Source organism: Pyrobaculum calidifontis JCM 11548 (genome assembly GCF_000015805.1).
Lineage (GTDB): Archaea > Thermoproteota > Thermoprotei > Thermoproteales > Thermoproteaceae > Pyrobaculum > Pyrobaculum calidifontis.
Genome location: NC_009073.1, coordinates 1,237,639 through 1,252,732, shown reverse-complemented (window position 1 = coordinate 1,252,732; position 15,094 = coordinate 1,237,639). Strand labels below are relative to the sequence as shown.

Here is a 15,094-nt window from a genome sequence, read left to right as displayed (position 1 = left end):
GAAAGATGGTGGACCGGCCGGGATTCGAATTCCCGGGGTTCCCCTCCCGGGATCACCCGCGTTCTTGGGGCTAGCCGCGCGAGGCGGGCATCCTTCCGCTAGACTACCGGCCCCAACGCCTCGTATATGTCTGTTTAAAAGTTTTATTTCCTGTTTTCTGGGGCTTGTGTGTTGATACCCAGGGCGCCGATTGGGGTCTGGCGACTGAATTTTTAACCATCCCCCTTTCCGCCTCTATGGAGGAGGTGATTTACAGGGGGAGGAAGTTTACTCTGGTGCGCAGGGCGAGGGCCGTGGGCGGAAGGCTTGTGTGGGGGGAGTATCTGGTCCACCCGGGGGCTGTCGCGGTGTTGGCCTTGGTGGATGGGGCCGTGTTGTTGGTAAAGCAGTTCCGCCCGGCGCTTGGGAGGTGGACTCTTGAGGTTCCGGCTGGGACTCTTGAGCCTGGGGAGCCGCCTGAGCGGGCGGCGGTTAGGGAGATGGTGGAGGAGACGGGCTTTGAGCCGCTGCGCCTTGTCCACCTCTTGGATTTCTACCCCTCGCCGGGGGTGAGCAACGAGGTTATTAGGCTGTATTTCACTGACCAGGTTAGGTACGTGGGGGTTTCTGGGCGGGACGAGGGGGAGGTGGACATGGAGGTGGTGAAGGTTCTGCCCGGGGAGGCGCTTCGGATGGTCGACGCGGGGGAGATCGTGGACGGGAAGACGGTAATAGCGCTGTTGGTGGGGAGGGCGCGGGGCCTACTGCCCTAGCGCCTCTTCTTGGCGTAGTAGAGGGCGGCGCCGGCGGCGGCCCACAGGGCCAGGGCCCAGAGGTACGGCCACTTCTCTGCGAGGGTTAGGGCGAGGCCTGGGGGTATGAGGGCTAGTCCCATCCAGGAGGAGAGGGGGACTCCCATTATGTACGGCGTTCTGAAGGCCCCGTGTAGTGTGCCAGACTTGGCGGCTTTGGCCAAGGCGGCGGCGACTAGGAGGTAGTTCACCAGCGACCCAATTGCATATATGGCCAGTATTATCCCCACCTCACCCACGGCTATTAGGGCTAGGGACACCGCGTAGGTGACGACGAGGGAGATGTAGGGGGTTCTGAAGCGGGGGTGCACTTTGGCGAAGTGGTGTGGGAGGTCCCCCGACTGGGCCATTATGTAGGTGAGGCGGGAGAAGGAGACGTAGCCGGCGAGAGCCGCCGTCATCATTACGGCGAATATGGAGGCCGAGGCTAGGGCGTAGAGGACGGGGCTCAGCTTGGCGGCGAGGTATAGGGGGGCCACCGCGGGGTCCTCAATGTGCTGAGGGGTCAGGGTGGACATTATGGCGGCCATGAGGCCTAGGCCGTAGAAGCTGCCCATGGCCACAGCCGCCAGGGTGGCGCGGGGGACTTGCACAAGGGGCTCTCTCGCCTCGCCGGCGAGTTGGCCAATGGAGTCGAGGCCGGTGAAGCCGCGAGAGAGGAGGGAGAAGGCGAGGAGGAGGTTCGCCGTCTCTACGCCGTGCCAGTTGAAGTAGGGGGGCGGCGCGGGGTTTTGGGCCAGGGAGAGCGTTACCATGGTGGTGGTGATGGAGATGTCTAGCACTGCGACGGCGGTGGCGAAGAGGGCGGACTCCCTAATCCCGACCAGCGTGATGGCGAAGAGCGCCGTGGAGAGCAGAGCAGCGACGAGAGGCACCTCGACGTGTAGCCCCAGGGCCTTTTCTAACACCTTAGCCGCGTCTATTGTGCCGTAGCTCACCATGACGATTTGGTCAAAGGCCAGCATCCAGGTGGAGAGAAAGGCAACCGTTTCGCCGAAGGAGTACTTAACGTAGAGGTAGGACCCCCCCGCCTCTGGGAACCGCGACCCCATCTCGCCGTAGGCCAGCGCCACCGCCGCCATTAGCAATACGCCGTACACCGCGCCTATGAAGCCGAAGGCGCCCGCGGCCAGGGCTATGTAGCCCACAAGGAAGTAGTAGGTGGATTGGAAGTCTGAGTGGACTAGGGCGTATAGGCCGAAGGTCCCCAGCCTGCGCCTAAGCCACTCTCTAGCCACGTGTTCGCCCACGCCGCGTCGCAGCGGCGAGTATTAAAACTTAAATAGGCGCACAGCCGCGCCCCCATGGAGTTGCCCCTTCTCCAAGTGGTCTTCCTTGTCTTGTTGATCGCCCTGCCGGTGGTGTCTAAGAAGGTGGAGCACAACTTGGAGCTCTTCTTCTTGGCGATGGCGGTGGTCGGCGCGACGCTGGAGGGCATTTGGTCGCTCCACTTGATCGAGGAGGCACTCCTCCACCCCGTGGCGGTCTACCAGCCCGGCCTGGGCTACTTGCCCATTGGAATTGTCCAAGTGGTGCTGGCGGCGGGCCTGGTCTTCTATGCGCTTCGGCATAGGATGGCCAAGGCGGCGGACGTCTTGGCGAGGCCTGGGGTCGTGGCTCTCCTCATCTTCGTCCTTGGCCTGTCCTCCAGCGCCATCTCCGCCATAGTGGCGGCGGCTGTGTTGGCGGAGCTACTCGGCTTCGCAGACGCGCCCCACGGCTACAAGGCCAGGGCCGCGGTCTACGGGGCCTTCGCCATTGGGGCAGGCGCCGCCCTTTTGCCAATAGGGGAGCCCCTCTCCACCATCGCGGTGGCTAAGCTGAAGCAGGGCTTCTTCTACCTCGTCCACGTCCTCTTCGACGCCGTGTTCATAGTGGTCCTCTTCTTCGCCCTCTACGCCTACTTCACGCTGAAGAGGCTACGCGCCGCGGAGGTGGAGGTGGAGCCCTACGAGCCCGAGCTGAGGGAGGTCTTCCTAAGGGCGGCGAAGGTGTTCATATTCATCTTCGCCTTGACTATCCTGGGGGAGTTCTTCAAGCCCATAGCAGAGGCGGTGGCGGAGCTGGGGAAGGAGGTGCTCTACGTGTTCGGCCTCCTCTCCGCCGTGGCCGACAACGCAACGCTGGTGGCGGCGCTGGTGGGCCCAGAGATGGCTGTAGACGCCCTTAGGGCCTTCCTAGTCTCCCTAGTGCTCTCCGGGGGATTGACTATACCGGGCAACGTCCCCAACATAGTCCTGGCGGGAGTCCTCAAGATAGGCTTCAAAGAGTGGATAAGGCTGGCGGCCCCAGTCGGCCTCGCTGTGTTGGCCGCCATGGGCATATACGTGCTAGTGCTCGTGCCCCACCCAGTCCTCTAGTCCCCAGGGGCGATGAGCTCCTCCCTGTTCAAAAACCGGGGGGCCACCAACACCGCGGCTACACTCGCCAAAATAGCCGCGGCCGAGGTGGCGGAAATCACGATGGTGGCCGTCTCCACGTCTAGGGATATTAAAAACGGCGTTGTTGCAAATGTAAGAGCCATTGAGGGCAGTAGGGCAAGCAGATACGCCAAGTTCTGAGTAGCCCCTACGCCTGTGCGAATTTTGAACAGCTGAGGTTTTGCAAGGCCAACGACGAGTATCAACGCAGCGGCTGAGAACACGCTGGCCAAGGCGGCCAGCGCCGCGGCGGGCATTATGGGCCACGCCTCCGGCGCCGCTAGTGCTGTAATTACGGCCGCCAAGGCCACTGCCAAGATGTAGAAGGCGGTTGCGGCAGACATGGCAGTGTAGAAGAGGGCCTTTGTCAACTGCCCCGGTGCCACGCCGTTGCCTAGCAAGACCTCGTAGACGCCGTTTCTACTGTCCTACTGAATAGAGCCGCCCATCACCATCGCCGCCACTCCGCCAGCAAAGAGGGCCACGGTGATTGCGGTGAGCATTAGAAAGAGGGCCTTGAAGTTTGTGTAGGCAACCTCCGGCGGCAAGTGCGGCACGTCTTTTGCCACCTCCTCTGGCGAGACTGTAGTTAGTACTACGGCGAACGTCAGAGTTATGCCTAAGCCTATTATCAGCATTATGGCGAATGTTGTGCCGTAGGCGGCGCGGCCCACTTTCCAGGCCCTTTTTACAAACGGCGCGGTGGTCATGTCATCAGCCGCTTGAGCTCTGCACTGGAAATCTCCTCAATAGTGTACCCCGCCGCGGCGAGCTCCGCCGCCTTGGAATCGGCGTCGTCGCTCTCAACAGTGACTACCTCGCCGCCTCTTCTAGCCCTTATCACCGCCCTCTTTCTGAGCCCCGCCAACGCGCCCACGTAGCTCGGCTTACCCCCTCTAATTACGACAACCCATTGTGCAACTTTTTCTACCGCCTCTGGCTCGTGGGTGGTGAAGATTACGTAGGGCCCGAGCTCCCTGAGCGCCGACAGCACGGCATCTTTGTACTGGACGTCGAGGCCCTTCAGCGGCTCGTCGAGGAGGTAGACCCTCCTCTTGAGTGAGAAGACAATGGCCAACTCCACCCTCCGGCGCTGGCCGTGGCTTAGCCGCCCAACCTTCTCCCCCATGAGCTCTTTCAAGCCGAGAAGCCCCACGGCCCAGTCCCTCCTCTCCCCGCCCAGCACCTGCCAGTAGAACTCCAACTCGTCTCTCACCAACATGTGTGGGTCAAGGCCGCCGGAGGTGGGCAAGTAGGCCAAGTCCCCCGGCCTGACCTCGGCGCCCTCCACGGCCACCCTCCTCCTAGCCGCCGGCAGCACACCCGCCGCCAGGCGGAGCAGAGTGGTTTTCCCACTGCCGTTGGGGCCCACCAGCGCCGTGACCCCGGGGCCTACCTCAAAGGCGGCGTCTACCACCAGCCTCCCCTTGTACCCACCTGCGACGTCTATGAGGAGCACATTGGAAAAAAAAGCAGGATTTATTAACTTAGCCCCACTTCTCCAACCTTGTTGAAGGTGGCGTCGTATAGCCACACGCGGCCTCTGCCCACGAGGTGGATCCTCCCGTCTTTGAAGAAGGCCCTGTCTGCGCACACGCCCTCCAAGGTCCTCGCCGTTAGGCCGTCGCCGACTTCCACGGCGAGAACGGCGCACTGCCGCCACTGGAGGCGGATGGGCACCACGGCCACTCCCTGGCTGTAGGCGAAGGCGTGGTGGTCGAATATGATGGGTGTATAGGAGTGGGGCACGGTGATGTTGGAGACCTCGCGGGGCGCCGCGGGGTTGGAGACGTCGAACAGCGCGATCTTGACGCCGTCGCCGTAGACGCCGACGCCCAACAACTTGCCGGGGGCCACGGGGTGTAGGTACTCCGAGAAGCCCGGCGTCTTGAGGTAGCCAAGCACCCGTGGCTCTCCCCGGGACAAGTCCACCGCAAACAGCGGGTCGGCCTGCCTAAAGGTGACTAGGTAGAGAGTGGAGCCCACGAGGCGCGCGGCGTATATCCTCTCGCCACTGGCCAGCCCCTCCGCCTTGACCACCAATGTCCCATCCGGCGTGTAGAGGTAGACGGCGTTTGTGGGCTCCCCCTCAGCGGCGTAGAGCACGGGCGGTGGGGAGGGCGGCGGAATTTGTGTGGGCAACCCCTCTCTCTTAATCACCGAGGGGAACGGGTCGGCTGGGGGTGGGCGTAGGAGCTCGAATTTGACGGGGGCGGCGGTGGTGGCCACCACCAGCCTGTCCCCAAGCTCTTCCACGGCGAATTGGTCTAAGACGCGGCCGGGGACTATAAAGACGGCCTTGAGCCTTGCCTCCACGCCCTCTGTCTCAAAGACGTAGATCTTGGTGGCCGTGGTGGTGTTGGCCTTGTTGAGGTAGGACAGGTACTCCCCGCCTCTCCACTCCAGCAACCCTCTGACGGTCTTGTAGAAGGTGTAGACGTTTTCCATGTCAAGCACGGCCCTCATCTCCGGGGGCAGTCTCTCCCACACGGCCTTGGTCGCCTCGTAGGCGAGGTCGTAGGGGCTCAGGGGCGCGGCTATGTACAGCCTGTTTCCCCTCATGTAGACGTGGCTGACCGCGGAGGAGACGTAGGCCGCGGCGTTGAAGCGGCCTGTCCTCATGTCCACAGCCGCCACTATGAGCGTGGCGGGGGGATCGCCGAGGGAGAGGAGGGGGGCCTCCTTGACCGCGGCGCCGTTTATCTCCGCCTCCACGCCCCCCATTGCGACAATGTACACCACGCCGTCCCGCATCCTCGTGGACACGGGGTACCCGGAGTAGTTGTAGACAGCCCTCCCCCACGGGCCGTATAGGTAGAGCACTGTGCCCGCCTCAGTGGGCGAGTAGGCCAGCACCGAGTTGCCCCAGGCAAAGACGTAGCAGACCAGCGAGGAGGGGCAGGGCAACCTCTTCTCCACGGACAAGTCTGGCCCCACCACGTAGACGTAGCCCCTATACGCAACGTAGAGCCTCTCCCCGTCGAATTTCACGTAGTCCTCCTCGTCCACGCCGGCCACTTGCACGTTTGCCGCAACGGCGGGCGCGGCGTCGGCGGCCGCGTAGTAGAAGAGGGCGGTGGGGACGGCGGACCAGCCGGTCACCATGCGTAGCTCCGAGAGGTTAACCACTGGGAGCTGCAGCGCCTCTACCGCGCCGGTGGGCTGAGGCGGCGAGCCGCCGGCCAAGGCCAAGAGAAGCGCCAAGGCCAACACGGCCGCCGCCAGCTTCCACATGGCTCCCTCGGGGCCGTGGGTTAAAAATGTGATGTACTTAAAGTACACGCTGCCTTCGCCTTCCGTTGGGAGCACTAAGTATCTACGTCTTCACAGCTCACTACAGCCTTTTGCGCTCCGCCCTCGTAACAGTGGCAACAAGCGTATAAAAGCGGAGACTTCGGCGTGTTGGAGGAGCCGTCAACGCCAAGAGAGCCGTCGGGAGACTTCTCAGATCCTACCCCTGGGACGGACCGGCGTAAGACGGACGCGTCAGCGAGGCCAAGTTCGTATGATGTAGTATGTGGCAAACAAGGCATAGTAAATTATCACGAGGAGCCAAAGAGAGGTGTTTTGAGTTAGCAACACTATGTTGGCGTATACAGCTAGACCAGTCACAATTGTCCTTAAGACTAGGACGGGCATGAGGATTTTACACGCCTTATCCCCCAACACCGCGCAGGCGGCGTAGGATGTGATGGCCAGGCCCCAAATGGGGGCCACAAAGCCAAGCCCAAAAATCCAACCAAACCCACGCTCATAGGCCTCAAGGCAGTCTGTCACCCCGCGTATATACGCAAGGAACTCACTTGACATTATCGAAAATATGCTAAGCACTACAAAGAGCACAAAAATGGAAGCGTACTGCCACATGTAGAAGGCCGATGTGCCTGCCCCCTTGCCCCTAAGCGCTAAGAGCCAGCGCAACTCCACGAGGAAAACGGCCCAGAGAATGAGATCGGCGAAAAAATACGGAAGTTTTCGCTGAAGGAATAGGTCGAGGCAGTCGGTCATCTAGCCACGAAGTACAGCTCGCTTCCTCAGCCGCCAGAGGGCCAGAGAGGCGAGGACGGCGGCAGAGGTCGCCACGGCTAAGAGGGGCGTGGGGTAGGCCACGGACTTCGCCACTGGGGGCTCCATGGCCCTCTTGTCCAGCTCCTTTTCCACGAGGGTGACTGTGATGCCTGGCGCAATGAGTTCTACCCGCACTGTGGGTACGGCGTAGAACGTGGTGTTGAATGTAGCGGCGCCGGTGGCCTTGAAGCGCGCTGTGCCTGGGACGTCCACCTCTACGCGTGTGGGCTCTGCGCCGGCGGCGGTGGTCGCGGCGCGTATTTTCACGTTGGCGTATATCTTCAGCTCTACGCCGGGGGCCAGCTCTAGCCTCGCGGCGTTGCCGGCGCCTGGGGGCAGTTCTAGCTCGTACGAAACAGACCTCCCGCCCACGAGGGGGACGCCCTGGGGGATTGTGAGGTTTAGCCTGAGTCTCCCCCCGGCGGCTGTGTAGGTGGCGGTCACCTCCTCTCCGGGGATCCACACTACCGTTTTGTCGAGGTGGAAGTCCACGTCGGCTGTGTACGTCGCCGTTGCCTGCACTCCGCCTATGTTGATGGTCCAGGTGGCCGCGGCGGCTATGAGGAGGGCTAGGGGGGTCACTCCTTGCCTAAGACCTTCTGTAGCGCCGTTAGTAGCTCCATGGGCACCACTATCTTTGTGGAGGGGGAGCTGGCTATGTTGCGCAGGGCGTCTAGGTATTGGAGGAGTATGGCGTTTTGGCTCAGCTTCATCGCTGCCTCGTTCACCAGCTCCAGGGCCTTTGCCTGGCCCTCTGCCCGCAGTATCGCGGCCTGTCTCTCCCCCTCTGCCTGTAGAATCGCCGCCTGCTTCTGCCCCTCCGCCTTGAGTATGGCGGCCTGTCTCTCTCCGTCGGCTTGGGCTATCATGGCCCTCCTCTCCCTCTCGGCGGCTATCTGCTTGACCATGGCCGACTGGACGTCCGCCGGCGGGATTATCTCTCTTATCTCCACCGCCGTCACCTTCACCCCCCACCGCGCCGTCACCTCGTCTAGCTTGGCCCTGAGGACCGAGTTTATGTACTCCCTCTTTGCCAACACCTCGTCTAGCTCTATGTCCCCCACCACGGCCCTCAGCGTCGTGGTGGCGATGCCCACTGCGGCTTGCCTAAAGTTCTGCACCTGGGTGACCACCTTCTCGGGGTCTACCACCTTTAGGTATATGAGGAGGTCTATGTCCACGGGGGCGTTGTCCTTGGTTATACACGTCTGCTTAGTCACGTCGATGACCTGCTCCCTCAAGTCGATGGGCACAGCCTGGTCTATCACGGGGATTAGGAAGACGAGGCCGGGCCCTCTGAGGCCTATTAGCCTGCCCAGGCGGAATACGACGAGCCTCATGTACTCGGGCACTATGCGGATGGAGGAGGCGAGGATGGCCACTATAATGATGGCGATGACCGCCGCGGCGATTAAGGTTCCGAGCTGTAGAAACATGGTGATCGGTTAGCCGGCCTTTTTAACTTTTACCGTGAGCCCCTCCACGTCCACTATCACCACCTCTGCCCCCGGCGGCACCTCCTCGTCTGACACGGCGGTCCACTCCTCGCCCTTGGCGTAGACGACGCCCGGCCTGCCTGGCCCAATGGCGGTTTTGGCAACCCCCCTAGCCCCCCTCAGCTCCTCCACGTAGTAGGAGGGCCTCCTCCTCAGGGCCTTCCTCACCTTGTAGCCCAGGTAGGCCACCGCCACTGCCCCTAGGGCCCCCAGCCCGGCGAGGAGGTACGCCAGCTCCCCCGCCTGGTAGTAGGGCTGGCTCGCCGCCGCGAGGTAGACGGCTAGCGCAAACATGGCTAGGCCAGATGCGGCAAATGCCCCGTGTCCAACCACGACCTCTGCGGCTATGAGCGCCGCGCCGCCGATGGCCAACGCCGCAACGAGCCAGTCGATGCCCAGTTGCCCCACTAGGTAGAGGGCGAGGACTAGCAACACGGCGCCAACCACCCCCACGCCCTGGAAGCCCGCCGCGAGTAGCTCGTACCCAATGAGGACGGCCCCCAGGAGGAGGAGAAGCGCGACTAGGGTCGGGTCAGACAAGGCGTTTAACAGCCTCATGAGCGGGTCCCTCTTGTACTCTGCCACGATTTCCCATCCCCCGGGCGGGGGCGGCTCCGCGAGGCCCAGGGCCACGGCCTCTCTCCCAGTCAGCACTCTGTTCTCGCGGACGAAGGACGCGGCCACGTCTACCCGGCTGTCGTTCCACTTCCTCTGGGCCAGGGCCCTCATGCGGCCCTCGGCGTAGTTCACCGCCTTGGGGTCGGGGGGCCTGGGCTCGGCCGCGCCTATCTCGCCGGTGGGGTCCATGTAGAGCCTATCCGCGGCTATGGCTATAAAGGCCCCCGCGGACATGGCCTTGCCGCCCCGGGGCACGTAGGCGTACACCTCCACCCGGGCCCTCAGGATGGCGTCAACTATCTGGTCGGTGGGCTGGAGAAATCCGCCGTATGTGTCTAACACGATGAGGAGGGGCACCCCCCTCCCCTCTGCCTCAGCCAACGCCGCCGAGACGAGGGAAGCCGCCGTCCCGTCCACAGTCCCGTCGAGGTAGACGACCACCACGCCCGCCGCCTTGAGGGCGGCCGCCAGCGCCAAGGCGACGAGGAAAAGCCGCATGTACACATAGACGTCTTAAAAATTATCCCCCTCCCCGATCTGTTGCTTGACGGCGCGGGGTTGTTTTAACTTGTTTTGAGTAAGAATTGGTTTTGGAAATGGTTTTATTGATAAAGTTTAAATGTTCACATTGTTAACGGGGGCGTGGTTAAGCGCGTTGCCTTGGTGGGGCCCCCGAACGTTGGGAAGTCGACGCTGTTCTATGCGTTGACTGGGCGCTATGTGAAAACGGCGAATTACCCGGGGAAGACTCTGGATTTGAACGTGGGGTATGTAAGAAGGTACGGCATTGAGGTGGTGGATCTGCCCGGCGTCTTTGACCCGTGGAACCCCAAGGACGAGGATGAGAAGTTGGCCATTGAGGAGGCTCTCTCGGACAAATACGACGCGGTTGTTGTAGTTGGGGCGCCGCATGCAATGAGGGAGGCGCTGGCTCTGGCCGAGTTTTTGAGCCGCCGCAAGCCCGTGGTGTTTGTCTTCAACATGGCAGACCTCGGGACGCCTGGAGCGGAGCCGGAGGAGCTCTCGGCCAAGTGGGGGATCCCGGTTTTCTACACCTCGGCGGCGCGGAGGAGGGGGGTGGAGGAGTTGGCTAGGTTTTTGGCCTCTTGGACGCCGGCGGGGCCTACGCCGGTTAAGCTGGAGGAGGTGTCGGTTAAGCCCACCGCGAGGCTGGCGGGGGCTATTTTCTCAAGGCCGTGGGCGGCTTTCACACTGTTAATTGTGCTCTCCGCCGTAACGGTGCTGGGGCTTTTAGCTGCGGTGGAGGGGATACTGCCGTGGGGCGCCGAGGTGCCCGGCCTACTGCCCCTCGTAGAGCCGTACCTAGACCTCGTGCCCGACTATATCCGCGCGCTGGGCCTCCCCGCCTGGCTGACCTCTCTGCTTGTCAACGGGGCGTGGACCGGCGTCTCTGCCTTTGTCACATTCATCCCCTACGTAGTGGCCGCTGTAGCCCTCGTGACTTTTTATGAGGAGAGCGGCGTCATAGGCGCCTTGGCTAGAACGTTGGAGATGCGTTTCGCATCTCTGGGCATCCCCGGCAGGGGACTTCTCTGCCTGGCAGTTGGCTCTACGTGTAATGTTCCAGCAATCTCCACGGTCAAGGTGATGTGGGGGCGGGGCAACCGGGTTCTGACCGCCCTCCTTGTCCCATATGTCCCCTGCGCCGCGCGTCTTTCCCTCTTCGTCGCAGTGGCGGCAGCCGTGTTGGCAAATAGGCCCTACCTAATACCCCTCGCCGTTTTTCTCCCCTACGCGGCGTCCGGCGTTGCGATCTTGCTTGCCTCTCTCATCTACCGCAGAGCCCTCCGCGTGGAGCCAAGGGTGGAGGGCCTCCCGCCGACTCCCCTCATGTGGCCAAGCGGCAGAATCTACGCGCTAAAGGTGTGGGCCTATCTCAAGGACTTTTTAACAAAGGCGGGGCCTCTGATAGTCTTACTCCCCCTAGCCCTCTGGCCCCTCACCGCGTTTGGCCCAGGGGGCTTTGCAGTGGACATGTCCCACTCTTGGCTTGCCGTCTTTGGGCAAGCCCTGGCCGCGGCGTTTGAGCCCATGGGCATACCTTGGCAGATAACCACATCGCTGGTTGCCGGGTACATATTCAAGGAGTTGGTGTGGGCCTTCATGGGGGCTCTGGGCGCCGTGGATCTACTGCCCGCTCTCTCGTTGCCCTCAGCCCTCGCTCTGCTGGTATTCTTGGCTTTCTACTCCGCCTGCATAGCCACCACCGCCATGTTGATTAGACAAGTGGGCTTGCGTCTCACCGCCCTCTCCCTCGTGGTGCAGCTCCTCCTCGGCCTCGCCTTCGCCTACGCCACCTACTTCACGGCCCTAGCCCTCCTAGAAACGTTTTTATAGTACTGTCCACCCCCCACCCATGTGCGCGCCACCGAGCAAGGTTAAGAAAGAGGAGAAAAAGGAGGGGGAGAAAAAGCAGTAGTTTTTTACAGGCCCCTAGGGGGCCTCCAGTCGCATTTGTAACTGGCCAGGGACTCCCCCTCCACCTCTTTTAAAACGCTACGCGGGTTTTTCACCTCTCTTAGGCTCCTCCCCGTGCCGCCCCTCAAGGCCGCCACCGCCTCTGCCAATATGCTCACCGCGATTTCTCCCGCGGTCTTTGCCCCTATGTCTAAGCCCGCGGGCGTGTAGAGCCGCCTCTCCAGCTCCTCCTTGGGCACCCCGCGCCTCTCCAGCTCTCTCAATATCAGCGCAGCCCGCCTCTGGCTGGCCATCACGGCTACGTATCTGGCCCTACGCCTAATGGCAAGCTCCGCCACGTCCACGTCCGAGGGATCGCCCCCCTCGTTGGCCACCACAACCACCGCGTGCTCCCCCACCAACTTCTCCAGATCCTCAAACGTGGCCTCTAACGCGCCGCGGGCAGTGTGGCCTATTGAAACCACGGCATAGCCCATGGCGGCGGCGACCTCTGCCACGCGCCTCGCCACCTCGCCTCTCCCCACGGCCACCACCGTCGGGCGGATGAGCACAACCTCGGCGTGTACCTCCACGCCGTCTACAACGCCGTCGAACCTATCGCCGGGTTGCCCAAGCCTCAGCTGCTCGGCGACGTGGCGGGGCACGAGCCCCAGGACTGGTCTCCCATCCACCACCACGTCCACCACCCACTTGTCTCCCACCCTGGCCTTGACTAAGACGGCGACGTCTCCCGGCGCTGAGGAGAGCGCGTTGAAAATTTCGCAGATGGACACGAAAAGTGTTGGTCTTTATTTTAATAACCGAAGAGTTGCCGTAGGTAGGTCTGCTCCCAGCGGTCTTTTGCCTTGGTGTAGTCTGTCTTTGGCTGTGGGTCCTTCTGTGGCTTGGGCGGCTGCGTGGTGAAGTCTAAGCCGAACATTAGGGAGTAGGTCTCCAGCCTGCCCTCTAGGTTGCCCACGTATGCCCAGCCCAGGAACGCGTATTGGACAGAGGCCCTGTAGGTGAGACCCTCCATCTCCAGTATCTTGTTGGCGGCGAAGAGGGCGCTTTCAAAGGCTATTTCCTGGTTCTTGGGGAATGGGAGGCCAGCGGCGTCGCCTGCGGCCAGCACGTCGTCGAACTTGGGGTGTCGGAGGTCTTGTGGGCTCCTAACCTCGATCCAGGTCTTGCCGAGGCCTGCCTCTTCCACGAACTTGGGAGCCCTGTTGGGCTCCAGTAGGGCCAATATGTCGTACTGATACTTCTCGCCGCTCTTGGTCACCACGTAGTTTTTCCCAATCTCGACTATCTCCTGGTTTGTAACCACCTCTATCCCCGCCTTGGCGTATATCTGCGACACCACGTCTGCGATGACCGGGGGCTGGGTCTTGTCGTTGGCGTCTATGTGAATTATTTTGAACTTGTCTCTCACACCCCTGTGCCTCAGCACTGCGTCTATCAACAGGGCGGTCTCAGTGGGCGCGGGAGCACAGCGGTAGGGGGCCTTGGGGGCGTAGACGACGACGGTGCCCTTCTCGGCGTTCCACACCCTGTTCTTAAGCACAGAGACGCGCCCTGGGTCGTATACGTTGGCCACGTTGCCCCGGTTCTCGGCGTAGCCAGTGATCCCGCTCCCGTCGAGGACTATGCCGGGGGCAAGCACGAGGTAGTCGTAGCTCAGCTCCCCTATGCCGCCGTGCGAGGTGTAGCCGCCCACGTACTTGACCTTCCTCTCCGCGGGGTTCACCGCGTAGACTGTGCCAACGACCACCTTTACCTTCTGGGCCACCTCTTCGTAGCCTCTCACGATTCTGTCCAAGCTCTGCTCGTTGGTCAACAGTAGCGGCCTCGAAGGCCCTGCGAAGTAGTGCGGGTTCTGCGTCACCACAGTGATCTCCGCCTTGAGCCCGCCCTCGATCAACGTCTTTGCCACCGCCAATCCCGCGATCCCGCCGCCCACTATTACCACCCGTTTCATGGCCTCCGTTTCGAATTCTATTTTTAAAGAATTAGCCGGTGGCGTACCGCGGGTCTGCGGGCGAAAACAAAATAAAGTGGGCGTAGCTAGGGCGTGTTGCCGGAGTTCATAGTGGAGGCGATTAGGAAAAAGGCGCCGGGCGTAGACCCTGTGGAGTACATCCACGGGCTTGTAGAGAGGGAAATTGATCCAGGGGAGAGGGTTGAGTTTTATCTAAGGTCTTCCGACTGGTTTTGGGAGGAGGGTCTGAGGCTTGTGAAGTCTGGGGAGCTGAGGCAGGGCGGGGAGAAGGTGTGGAACTTCGTGGTGCAGTTAGTGAAGGCTGTGGCAGAGAGGAGGGGCTGGCGCCACGACTCTCACCACTTGGTGTAGGCTTGTCTTCGGAGGATTGCAAACGAGCTCGGCGATAGGTCTATCCTCCTCCTGTTCGCCGCAGTGGAGCAACTGTATGTGAATTTCTACGAGGGGCACCTCGGCGCCGAGGAGGTGGAGGAGTTCGTCAAGGCGGCTGGGGCTTTGAGGGAGAGGCTGAGGACCCTAGCCGCCTAGAAGGCCACTACTCTGCCGTTGCCCACCTCCTCTAGGAAGGTGTACATGGAGGACACCGCGTCCACCAGCTCTTTGTCCAGCTCGTCTGGCGACACTTCGTATATCCTCAGCGCAGTTTCACATGCCACGATCTTCAGCCCCAGGGGCTTAGACGCCTTTAAGAGACTGTGCCAGTCCACCTTCAGCTCCCTCATCTTCTCGTAGTAGGGCCCCCCGGCGCCGCCTCTGCCCGCCAGCGCCAGCACAGACCGCCCAGCGGCGAATATCACCACCTCTTTGCCCATGGCAAGCTCCGTGGCCACGTAGGTCGCCGCGACGTAGAGCCTCTCTGGGTCGTCTGAGGCGAGCACTATGCCAACTCTCTCGCCCATGGCCCACGCGCAGTGGGGGGAGTAAATGCTTTATCGTGCATATTCTGCACCGCCCAGCTTGAGGTCCATGTCCATGGCGTCGCCCATGGCCCTCTTCAAAAGCTCGGCGTACAGCGCCCAGTCTTTTACCAACACGGGGAGGCCCCCGGCAAGGGCCTCAAGCCTCACCCAGGACGGCGCCTCGTCTAAGGGGACGAGGTCCACGGGGACGCCCAGTAGCTCCTCCAGCTCGGCGCCCATCGCGAGCCACTCCTCCTACCATGTTTTCCTCCTCTGCCCTTATTTTGCGGGAGCCGGGGTGGAGGAGCTTTAGCTTGTCTCTATTCGCAAGATGCTATGAGCTTTAGGCGTAGTGTATGGAAGCTTTATATCTCCCTAGTTACTA

The 15,094-nt window shown here is 61.8% G+C and carries 17 protein-coding genes and 1 tRNA gene; 4 read left to right on the top strand and 14 right to left on the bottom strand.

Going from position 1 to position 15,094, the window contains the following annotated elements:
• Positions 1-6: 6 nt before the first annotated feature.
• Positions 7-113, bottom strand: a tRNA-Ala gene (locus tag PCAL_RS07100).
• Positions 114-236: 123 nt separating this feature from the next.
• Here PCAL_RS07100 and PCAL_RS07095 point away from each other — a divergent pair.
• Positions 237-752: an NUDIX hydrolase gene (locus tag PCAL_RS07095; protein WP_011850016.1), complete on the top strand. Its 516-nt coding sequence runs from the start codon at positions 237-239 to the stop codon at positions 750-752.
• Here PCAL_RS07095 and PCAL_RS07090 read toward each other — a convergent pair.
• On the bottom strand, positions 749-2,041 hold the full coding sequence (locus tag PCAL_RS07090) for an APC family permease (RefSeq protein WP_011850015.1): 1,293 nt from the start codon (positions 2,039-2,041) through the stop codon (positions 749-751). The two genes, PCAL_RS07095 and PCAL_RS07090, sit on opposite strands and share 4 nt — an antisense overlap.
• 54 nt (positions 2,042-2,095) lie before the next feature.
• Between PCAL_RS07090 and PCAL_RS07085 the strand changes: the two genes are divergently transcribed.
• Positions 2,096-3,151: a DUF1646 family protein gene (locus PCAL_RS07085; RefSeq protein WP_011850014.1), complete on the top strand. Its 1,056-nt coding sequence runs from the start codon at positions 2,096-2,098 to the stop codon at positions 3,149-3,151.
• Here the strand turns inward: PCAL_RS07085 and PCAL_RS07080 are convergent.
• The 8 genes from PCAL_RS07080 to PCAL_RS07045 form a co-directional block, all read right to left on the bottom strand.
• Entirely contained in the window at positions 3,148-3,597 is a 450-nt protein-coding gene (locus tag PCAL_RS07080) for a hypothetical protein (protein WP_011850013.1), read from the bottom strand. The two genes, PCAL_RS07085 and PCAL_RS07080, sit on opposite strands and share 4 nt — an antisense overlap.
• 42 nt (positions 3,598-3,639) lie before the next feature.
• A complete protein-coding gene (locus PCAL_RS07075; RefSeq protein WP_011850012.1) occupies positions 3,640-3,921 on the bottom strand; it encodes a hypothetical protein in 282 nt (93 codons plus the stop codon).
• Positions 3,918-4,670, bottom strand: a complete 753-nt coding sequence (locus PCAL_RS07070) for an ATP-binding cassette domain-containing protein (protein ID WP_011850011.1) — start codon at positions 4,668-4,670, stop codon at positions 3,918-3,920. The genes PCAL_RS07075 and PCAL_RS07070 overlap by 4 nt, the downstream gene beginning before the upstream one ends.
• A gap of 23 nt (positions 4,671-4,693) precedes the next feature.
• Positions 4,694-6,445 carry a beta-propeller domain-containing protein gene (locus tag PCAL_RS07065; protein ID WP_193323013.1) on the bottom strand — a complete coding sequence of 584 codons (1,752 nt, stop codon included), beginning with the start codon at positions 6,443-6,445 and terminating at the stop codon, positions 4,694-4,696.
• Between the two features lie 252 nt (positions 6,446-6,697).
• Positions 6,698-7,138 carry a hypothetical protein gene (locus tag PCAL_RS07060; RefSeq protein WP_193322594.1) on the bottom strand — a complete coding sequence of 147 codons (441 nt, stop codon included), beginning with the start codon at positions 7,136-7,138 and terminating at the stop codon, positions 6,698-6,700.
• A gap of 81 nt (positions 7,139-7,219) precedes the next feature.
• Positions 7,220-7,861, bottom strand: a complete 642-nt coding sequence (locus PCAL_RS07055; RefSeq protein WP_011850008.1) for a hypothetical protein — start codon at positions 7,859-7,861, stop codon at positions 7,220-7,222.
• Positions 7,858-8,715, bottom strand: a complete 858-nt coding sequence (locus PCAL_RS07050; protein ID WP_011850007.1) for an SPFH domain-containing protein — start codon at positions 8,713-8,715, stop codon at positions 7,858-7,860. The genes PCAL_RS07055 and PCAL_RS07050 overlap by 4 nt, the downstream gene beginning before the upstream one ends.
• A 9-nt stretch (positions 8,716-8,724) precedes the next feature.
• The gene (locus PCAL_RS07045) at positions 8,725-9,891 is read right to left on the bottom strand and encodes an NfeD family protein (RefSeq protein WP_011850006.1); all 1,167 of its coding nucleotides are present in this window, start codon (positions 9,889-9,891) and stop codon (positions 8,725-8,727) included.
• A gap of 144 nt (positions 9,892-10,035) precedes the next feature.
• Between PCAL_RS07045 and PCAL_RS07040 the strand changes: the two genes are divergently transcribed.
• The gene (locus PCAL_RS07040) at positions 10,036-11,751 is read left to right on the top strand and encodes a ferrous iron transporter B (protein ID WP_011850005.1); all 1,716 of its coding nucleotides are present in this window, start codon (positions 10,036-10,038) and stop codon (positions 11,749-11,751) included.
• An 86-nt stretch (positions 11,752-11,837) separates the two neighbouring features.
• Here the strand turns inward: PCAL_RS07040 and PCAL_RS07035 are convergent, their stop codons facing one another.
• Positions 11,838-12,605, bottom strand: coding sequence for an XdhC family protein (locus PCAL_RS07035; protein ID WP_011850004.1), 768 nt, complete (start codon positions 12,603-12,605; stop codon positions 11,838-11,840).
• Positions 12,606-12,625: 20 nt separating this feature from the next.
• Positions 12,626-13,789 carry an NAD(P)/FAD-dependent oxidoreductase gene (locus tag PCAL_RS07030; RefSeq protein ID WP_011850003.1) on the bottom strand — a complete coding sequence of 388 codons (1,164 nt, stop codon included), beginning with the start codon at positions 13,787-13,789 and terminating at the stop codon, positions 12,626-12,628.
• 93 nt (positions 13,790-13,882) lie between these two features.
• Here PCAL_RS07030 and PCAL_RS11600 point away from each other — a divergent pair, with 93 nt between their 5' ends.
• The gene (locus PCAL_RS11600; protein WP_226951926.1) at positions 13,883-14,161 is read left to right on the top strand and encodes a PaREP1 family protein; all 279 of its coding nucleotides are present in this window, start codon (positions 13,883-13,885) and stop codon (positions 14,159-14,161) included.
• Positions 14,162-14,334: 173 nt separating this feature from the next.
• Here the strand turns inward: PCAL_RS11600 and PCAL_RS07020 are convergent, their stop codons facing one another.
• Both PCAL_RS07020 and PCAL_RS07015 read right to left on the bottom strand, forming a co-directional pair.
• The gene (locus tag PCAL_RS07020) at positions 14,335-14,709 is read right to left on the bottom strand and encodes a DsrE family protein (RefSeq protein WP_011850002.1); all 375 of its coding nucleotides are present in this window, start codon (positions 14,707-14,709) and stop codon (positions 14,335-14,337) included.
• A gap of 30 nt (positions 14,710-14,739) precedes the next feature.
• Positions 14,740-14,949, bottom strand: coding sequence for a hypothetical protein (locus PCAL_RS07015; RefSeq protein WP_193322593.1), 210 nt, complete (start codon positions 14,947-14,949; stop codon positions 14,740-14,742).
• Between the last annotated feature and the right edge of the window lie 145 nt (positions 14,950-15,094).

Excerpts from the sequence above, each read along its gene's own strand:
- PCAL_RS07095 (WP_011850016.1), top strand. The coding sequence starts at position 237 with ATGGAGGAGGTGATTTACAGGGGGAGGAAGTTTACTCTGGTGCGCAGG.
- PCAL_RS07085 (WP_011850014.1), top strand. The coding sequence starts at position 2,096 with ATGGAGTTGCCCCTTCTCCAAGTGGTCTTCCTTGTCTTGTTGATCGCC.
- PCAL_RS07075 (WP_011850012.1), bottom strand. The coding sequence starts at position 3,921 with ATGACCACCGCGCCGTTTGTAAAAAGGGCCTGGAAAGTGGGCCGCGCC.
- PCAL_RS07065 (WP_193323013.1), bottom strand. The coding sequence starts at position 6,445 with ATGTGGAAGCTGGCGGCGGCCGTGTTGGCCTTGGCGCTTCTCTTGGCC.
- PCAL_RS07050 (WP_011850007.1), bottom strand. The coding sequence starts at position 8,715 with ATGTTTCTACAGCTCGGAACCTTAATCGCCGCGGCGGTCATCGCCATC.
- PCAL_RS07045 (WP_011850006.1), bottom strand. The coding sequence starts at position 9,891 with ATGCGGCTTTTCCTCGTCGCCTTGGCGCTGGCGGCCGCCCTCAAGGCG.
- PCAL_RS07030 (WP_011850003.1), bottom strand. The coding sequence starts at position 13,789 with ATGAAACGGGTGGTAATAGTGGGCGGCGGGATCGCGGGATTGGCGGTG.
- PCAL_RS07020 (WP_011850002.1), bottom strand. The coding sequence starts at position 14,709 with ATGGGCGAGAGAGTTGGCATAGTGCTCGCCTCAGACGACCCAGAGAGG.
- PCAL_RS07015 (WP_193322593.1), bottom strand. The coding sequence starts at position 14,949 with ATGGGCGCCGAGCTGGAGGAGCTACTGGGCGTCCCCGTGGACCTCGTC.